The 6,595-nt window shown below is 67.4% G+C and carries 4 protein-coding genes and 2 pseudogenes; 3 read left to right on the forward strand and 3 right to left on the reverse strand.

Translation table 11 applies throughout. The features are described from left to right. Nucleotides 1-11: 11 nt before the first annotated feature. The 3 genes from BPODLACK_RS14885 to BPODLACK_RS14895 all read right to left on the reverse strand — a co-directional run bounded on the left by BPODLACK_RS14885 (nucleotide 12) and on the right by BPODLACK_RS14895 (nucleotide 3,005). The gene (locus tag BPODLACK_RS14885) at nucleotides 12-638 is read right to left on the reverse strand and encodes a histidine phosphatase family protein (RefSeq protein WP_006438840.1); all 627 of its coding nucleotides are present in this window, start codon (nucleotides 636-638) and stop codon (nucleotides 12-14) included. Then, nucleotides 638-1,987, reverse strand: a complete 1,350-nt coding sequence (gene hemL, locus BPODLACK_RS14890) for a glutamate-1-semialdehyde 2,1-aminomutase (RefSeq protein ID WP_159405541.1) — start codon at nucleotides 1,985-1,987, stop codon at nucleotides 638-640. The genes BPODLACK_RS14885 and hemL overlap by 1 nt, the downstream gene beginning before the upstream one ends. Nucleotides 1,988-2,084: 97 nt before the next feature. After that, nucleotides 2,085-3,005, reverse strand: coding sequence for an SGNH/GDSL hydrolase family protein (locus tag BPODLACK_RS14895; protein WP_006438842.1), 921 nt, complete (start codon nucleotides 3,003-3,005; stop codon nucleotides 2,085-2,087). Between the two features lie 97 nt (nucleotides 3,006-3,102). Here BPODLACK_RS14895 and BPODLACK_RS14900 point away from each other — a divergent pair. The 3 genes and pseudogenes from BPODLACK_RS14900 to BPODLACK_RS14910 form a co-directional block, all read left to right on the forward strand. Continuing rightward, nucleotides 3,103-4,589: pseudogene (locus BPODLACK_RS14900) on the forward strand (NAD-dependent succinate-semialdehyde dehydrogenase). Nucleotides 4,590-4,705: 116 nt separating this feature from the next. Then, a complete protein-coding gene (locus tag BPODLACK_RS14905) occupies nucleotides 4,706-5,308 on the forward strand; it encodes a YdcF family protein (RefSeq protein WP_024498684.1) in 603 nt (200 codons plus the stop codon). Nucleotides 5,309-5,451: 143 nt separating this feature from the next. Beyond that, nucleotides 5,452-6,518, forward strand: a pseudogene (locus tag BPODLACK_RS14910) (IS256 family transposase); the annotation flags it as partial. Nucleotides 6,519-6,595 lie beyond the last annotated feature (77 nt).

Here is a 6,595-nt window from a genome sequence, read left to right on the forward strand (position 1 = left end):
CTACCTTTGTTTCACGCACCGGTGGCCAGCGGGTCGGAGGCCCCGGCCGGCTCGGAGTAGATGATGTCGACGAGGGCGTCGTCGTCGTAGATGAGGCTGGTCAGCGAGGCCAGCGAGCACTGCCGGCGGCGCGGGTCGTGCCACAGGCGCTGGCCTTCGAGGAAGCGACGCAGCGTGTAGACGGGCAACTGGTGGCTGACGCACACCGCCTCGTGACCGCGTGCGGCGTCGCGGGCTCGGTTGGCCGCCGCCAGCATGCGGTGCGCGAGCTGGATGTACGGCTCACCCCACGACGGGGTGAACGGGTCACGCAGCTTGGGCCAGTGCCTCGGCTTGCTCAGCGCGCCGTCACCGACGGAGACCTTGAGACCCTCGAAGACGTTGTCGGCCTCGATGAGGTCGTCGTTGGTCTGGATGAACAGGCCGTGGGCCGAGGCGATGGGGGTCGCGGTCTCCTGCGCGCGCTGCAACGGCGAGGCGAAGACGGCCTTGACGTCGTGGTCGGCGAGAGTGTCGGCGACAATCTGCGCCTGTGAGCGGCCGGCGCCGGAGAGCCGGAATCCGGGGAGGCGGCCGTAGAGGATGCCCTCCGGGTTGTCGACCTCTCCGTGGCGCATCATGTGGACGATCGTGTGCATCAGGCGTTGTCCCCCGGGGTGGCTGCGGTAGCGGCTGCCTGCGCTGCCACGGGCAGCGCGTCGGCGATCTGCGAGAAAGCATCCTCGTCGAGTGCGGCGGACACAAACCACGCCTCGAAGGCACTCGGCGGTGCGTACACCCCTCGTTCGAGAAGAGCGTGGAAGAACGGCGCGAATCGCCAGGTCTGCGTGGCGTTCACGCTCGCGTAGTCGAAGATCGGGATCTCCGGGGCGGTAGTGAAGAACACACTCAGCAGGTTGCCCGCCTTCTGCACGCGATGGCCCACACCGGCCGCGGTGAGCGCCTCGGTGAGCAGCCCGGCGAGACGGTCGGCGTTGGCGTCGAGCTTGTTGTAGACCTCGTGGTCGGCGTGACGCAGGGTCGCGAGGCCAGCGGCCACCGCGACCGGATTACCCGACAGCGTGCCCGCCTGATAGACCGGGCCGGTCGGCGCGAGGCGTTCCATGACGTCGGCGCGACCGCCGAACGCCGCCGCGGGCAGGCCACCGCTCATGACCTTGCCGAAGGTGTAGAGGTCGCCCGCGACGCCTTCGAGGCCGTACCAGCCGCTCGGGCTCACGCGGAACCCGGTCATCACCTCGTCCATGATCAGCAGGGCGCCGTGGCGGCTGGTGAGTTCGCGCAGCCCGGCATTGAAACCGTCGACCGGCGCGACCGCACCCATGTTGCCCGCGGCGGCCTCGGTGATGACCGCGGCGATGTCGTCGCCGAACTCCTCGAAGGCCTTCGCGACGGCCTTGAGGTCGTTGTACGGGAGCACGAGGGTGTCGTGTGCCGACGCACCGGTGACACCCGGGCTGGTCGGCAGGCCCAGCGTTGCCACACCCGACCCGGCGGCGGCGAGCAACGCGTCGACGTGGCCGTGGTAGCAGCCGGCGAACTTGATGATCTTGGAGCGGCCGGTGAATCCGCGTGCGAGCCGGATCGCCGACATGGTGGCCTCGGTGCCCGAGTTCACCAGTCGCACCCGCTGCACGGGGTCGACGCGGCCGATGATCTCCTCGGCCAGTTCGATCTCGCCCTCGGTGGGCGCACCGAACGACAGGCCACCGGAGGCTGCGCGCTGCACGGCCTCGACGACGGCAGGATGAGCGTGACCGAGGATCATCGGACCCCACGAGCTGACGAGGTCGACGTAGGTCGCGCCGTCGGCGTCGGTCAGGCGGCACCCTTGGGCGCTCGCGATGAAGCGCGGGGTCCCGCCGACCGCGGAGAAGGCGCGGACCGGAGAGTTGACGCCGCCCGGGATGACCTCGGCAGCGCGGGCGAACAGCGCGGCGGAAGTGTCTGCATGCTCGACGATGGGGCCATCAGCGGAAGGGGTCACGGCCTACAGTGTTCCAAATGGCACCGAGTGACCCAAATCGCCGCTGGTGAGAGGGTGCTCCGGGTCACGCGGGGGTGTCCGAAGGGTACGTTTCGGCTCAGTTCGCGAGCGCCTTGCGGACCTGTTCGGCGATGGCCTCCTGACCCCGCTCGTTGGGGTGGACACGAGCGGGCCCTTGCGCCGTCATCGGTTCGATCCAACGTTGTGGCCCCGCACAGGCGTCGTGCCCCACGGAGACCGGCAGCATGTCGACGAACCGGACACCTTCGTCCTCGGCGGCGCGTCGACCGTAGTCGTTGAGTTCGGTCTGGAGCCTGCGGATCATCGGGACATCGCCGACGGCGAGCTTCATCTCGGGGTAGCAACCGATGGTCGGCGGCATCAGCCACGGGTAGCCGACGAGCAGGATCTTCGCGCCCGAAGCCTTGACCTTCACGTCGCGCAGTGCCGCACGGATCGCCGGATAGATGTCCTTTCCGACCGGCTCGATCAGTGACTGCCCGTAGCGATCCGTGCAGGGCGAGCCCAGTGGATTCGTGTCCGCCGCCTGGCTGCACAGCTCGATCGCCCGCCCGTAGGTCCGTTTGTCGTTGCCCCCGATCATCACCGTGACGACATCGGTGTCCATGCCGAGCGCGTCGAGTTGCGGTGGCACCCCCTCGTGCTGGGCCGCGCGGAAGTCGGCGGTCTCGGCGCCGGCGCAGCTGACGTCGGTCAGCGCGAGGTTCTCTTCCGCGGCCACGATGTGCGCGAAGTTCTTCGACGAGCGCTGGCAGTAGATCGGCGAATCCTCCACCAGCGGACGGACACCGGTGCCCGCACTGAAGCTGTCTCCGAGGTTGACGTAGCGGGTGCTGCCGTCGTCGGCGGTCTGTGCCGCGGCGGGTGCCTGAGCTCGCCCTGTGCTTCCCGCGGCGTCGTCGCCCGAGCATCCGGTCGCCAGGGTCGCGGCCACCGCGAGCAGTCCGAGGCCGCGGATCGCGGTGCCGAACCACCGGCGTCGGTTTCGTGCGTCCACCCAGCCATCGTGCGTCCGCGCGAAGGCGGTCGGCAACCCTGCCGGTGCCGGTAGCGTGAAAATCGGCCCGGCCACGACACGGAGGACGTGAAACGACATGAGCTCCAGCGAAGTCAGTGAGAAGGACGTGCTCGACCCGCAGGCGATTCTCGACGGGGTGCCGGCCGGCCTGTGGATCAACGGCCACTCGACGCCGGCCGCCGATGGCGCCACCTTCGAGGTGTACGACCCGGCCACCGAGGAGTCGCTGACATCGGTGGCCGACGCCGGCGTCGAGGATGCCCGCTCCGCCCTCGATCACGCAGTCGCGGCGGCCGAGGACTGGGCCGCGACCCCCGCCCGCGAGCGGGGCGAGATCCTGCGACGCACCTTCGAGTTGCTCACCGACCGGGCCGACGACATCGCGATGCTGATGACCCTGGAACTCGGCCGCGCCCTCCCCGACAGCCGCGCGGAGACGAAGTACGGAAACGAGTTCCTGCGCTGGTTCGCCGAGGAGGCGGTCCGGATAGGCGGCCGGTTCACGCAGGCCCCGGCCGGCAACGGAAGAATCCTCGTCGCGCATCAGCCGGTCGGGCCGTGTCTGGCGATCACGCCGTGGAACTTCCCGCTCGCGATGGGCACGCGCAAGATCGGTCCGGCGCTGGCTGCCGGCAATGTCATGATCGTCAAGCCCGCGCGCGGGAGACGCCGCTGACGATGCTGGCCCTGGCCGAGGCCTTCGCCGAGGCGGGACTGCCGCCCGGCGTGCTGTCGGTCCTTCCGACGAGTTCGAGCGGCGAGGTGTCCACCGCGCTGATCACCGACGACCGGATTCGCAAGATCAGCTTCACCGGCTCGACGCCGGTGGGCCGCAATCTGCTCGGGCAGGCCGCCGAACGGGTGCAGCGCACCTCGATGGAACTCGGTGGCAACGCACCGTTCCTGGTGTTCGACGACGCCGACGTCGACGCCGCGGTCGAGGGTGCATTCGCGGCCAAGATGCGTAACGGCGGCGAAGCCTGCACCGCGGCCAACCGTTTCCTCGTGCAATCCGGTGTGGCCGAGGAGTTCACCTCGAAACTCGTGGAGAAGATGTCGGACGTCAGGATGGGCCCCGGCTACAAGGAGGGCGTGACACTCGGACCGCTCGTCAACGCCGACCAGCGGGACAAGGTCGCGGCCGCCGTCGAGCAGGCCGTGAACGAAGGCGCCCGCGTGCGGCTGGGCGGAGAACGTCCTGGCGGTCGCGGGTTCTTCTACCCGGCAACGGTTCTCGACAACGTAGACCCCTACGCCCCGGTGACGCGGGAAGAGATCTTCGGCCCGGTCGCGGTGATCAGCACCTTCGACGACGAGGACGACGCGATCGCCGCCGCCAACTCCACCGAGTACGGCCTGGCGTCGTACTTCTACAGTCGCGACCTGGAACGCTGCATGCGCGTCGCGAGCCGCCTCGACTCGGGCATGGTCGGGGTGAACCGTGGCGTGATCTCTGACGCGGCAGCACCGTTCGGTGGGATCAAACAGTCGGGCATCGGCAGCGAGGGCGGCAGCGAGGGCATCGACGAGTATCTCTCGGTGAAGTACATCGCGCTCACGTGACCTGGCGGTCGAGGGGTAGTTCGACTGCAATGTGAGGCGTTACGTGTGTGACTGGTGATTCAGTTGTTACTGGATTGACACCCGTCCGCACCTGCGTGTCCCTAGACTCCGAGGGCATGCGTCTGAGAAGAATGGTGCCCGCGATCGCCGTGGCCGCGGCTGTGACGACGGCCGGTGTCGCCGTCACCACCACGGGCGATCCCAGCACGGCGAAGGTCGAATCAGCCGCCACCAGTTTGGATTTCGGCAGTGTCGACTTCGGCAGCTCCGAGCTCGGGACCCCCAACAGCGTGTTCCTATGGGAGAGCCCGCCGACCCGCTACATCGTCGTGCTGGGCGCCAAGTTCGGCACCCTCGGCCAGACACCGCAGATCATGACCCAACGACTCAACGTCGCGGCAAATCTCGCGAAGAAGCATCCGTTCAATCGGATCATCGCCTCCGGCGGCGACACCCACTGGCTGCCCATCGCCGAGGCCCAGTTCATGAACATCGGACTGATCCGACGCGGAATCCCGGTGTGGCAGATGGTCAACGAGGTCGCGTCGACCTCGACGGTGCAGAACGCCCAGAACACGGTGGCGATGCTGAAACGGATGGGCGGGACCGGCGCACTCATCGTCACCAACGGCTTCCACATGGAACGCGCGATGAAGAACTTCCGCGACGCCGCCCGCGCCCAGGGCGCGCGGCTGGTGTTCCGGCCGGCGTACGCGTAACCACTTCCCCGCGGGGCGGTCCCCCTCCCGCCCGACCGGTTCCCTCCCGCTTATTGGTTCCGCTGACTGCCAGCCGGGACTGTCGCTGATTCGGTGTAAGTGGTTTTGATCGCCCCCGGCGTGGGGCAGGAGGAATAACGACGATGACCGACACAATCGAGGGCGTGGATGCCCCGGTGGCAGGGCCAGTTCAGACTGGTCGAGAACACGATGTCACCACCGCGGATGCGGTGCGTGAGCTCTCGAAGGCCGAGCAGGCCTTGGTGAGCGATCTGGTCCGTAGCTCACGCGCGCAGGGAGTGGCTTTGACCGGTCCTGACGGGCTGCTCAAGGCATTGACCAAGAGCGTGCTTGAAGCCGCGCTCGATGAGGAGATGACCGAACATCTTGGCTACGACAAACATGACGTGGCCGGCCGCAACACCGGCAATTCACGCAACGGCACGCGCACGAAACGGGTGCTGACCGACGCGTGTGGGCAGGTGCCGATCGAGGTGCCCCGCGACCGCAACGGCACCTTCGACCCGGTGATAGTGGGTAAGAGCAAACGTCGCGTCACCGATGTGGATCAGGTGGTGCTGTCGCTGTACGCCAAGGGGCTGACGACCGGGGAGATCTCAGCGCATTTCGCCGATGTCTACGGTGCGTCGGTGTCGAAAGACACCGTCTCCCGAATCACGGATCGGGTCATCAAGGAGATGGTGAGTTGGTGGGCACGCCCGCTGGAGAAGGTGTATGCGGCGGTGTTCATCGACGCGATCATGGTCAAGATCGGTGACGGGCAGGTGCGTAACCGGCCGATCTACGCCGCGATCGGTGTTGATCTCGACGGGCACAAAGACATCCTCGGCATGTGGGCCGGCGACGGTGGCGGCGAGTCGGCCAGGTTCTGGCTGGCGGTGCTCACCGACCTCAAGAACCGGGGTGTCCGCGACATCTTCTTCGTGGTCTGTGACGGCTTGAAAGGGTTGCCCGACAGTGTGTTGCCGCGTTCCCGTTGGCCACGGTACAGACGTGCATCATCCATCTGATCCGGAACACCTTCAAGTACGCCTCCCGCAAGTACTGGGACAAGATCAGCGCCGATCTCAAACCGATCTACACCGCGCCGACCGCCGCTGAGGCCCGGCTGCGATGGGAGGAATTCGCTGAGAAATGGGGCACGCCGTACCCGGCGATCGTGACCCTGTGGGAGAGCGCGTGGGAGGAGGGGCCTTGACCCCGGATGGTGGACACGGGATTTGGATTAGGCAGCTTCTGACAGCGTAGCGAATGTGTGGTGTTTTC

Source organism: Gordonia sp. YY1 (assembly GCF_009872315.1).
Lineage (GTDB): Bacteria > Actinomycetota > Actinomycetes > Mycobacteriales > Mycobacteriaceae > Gordonia > Gordonia amicalis.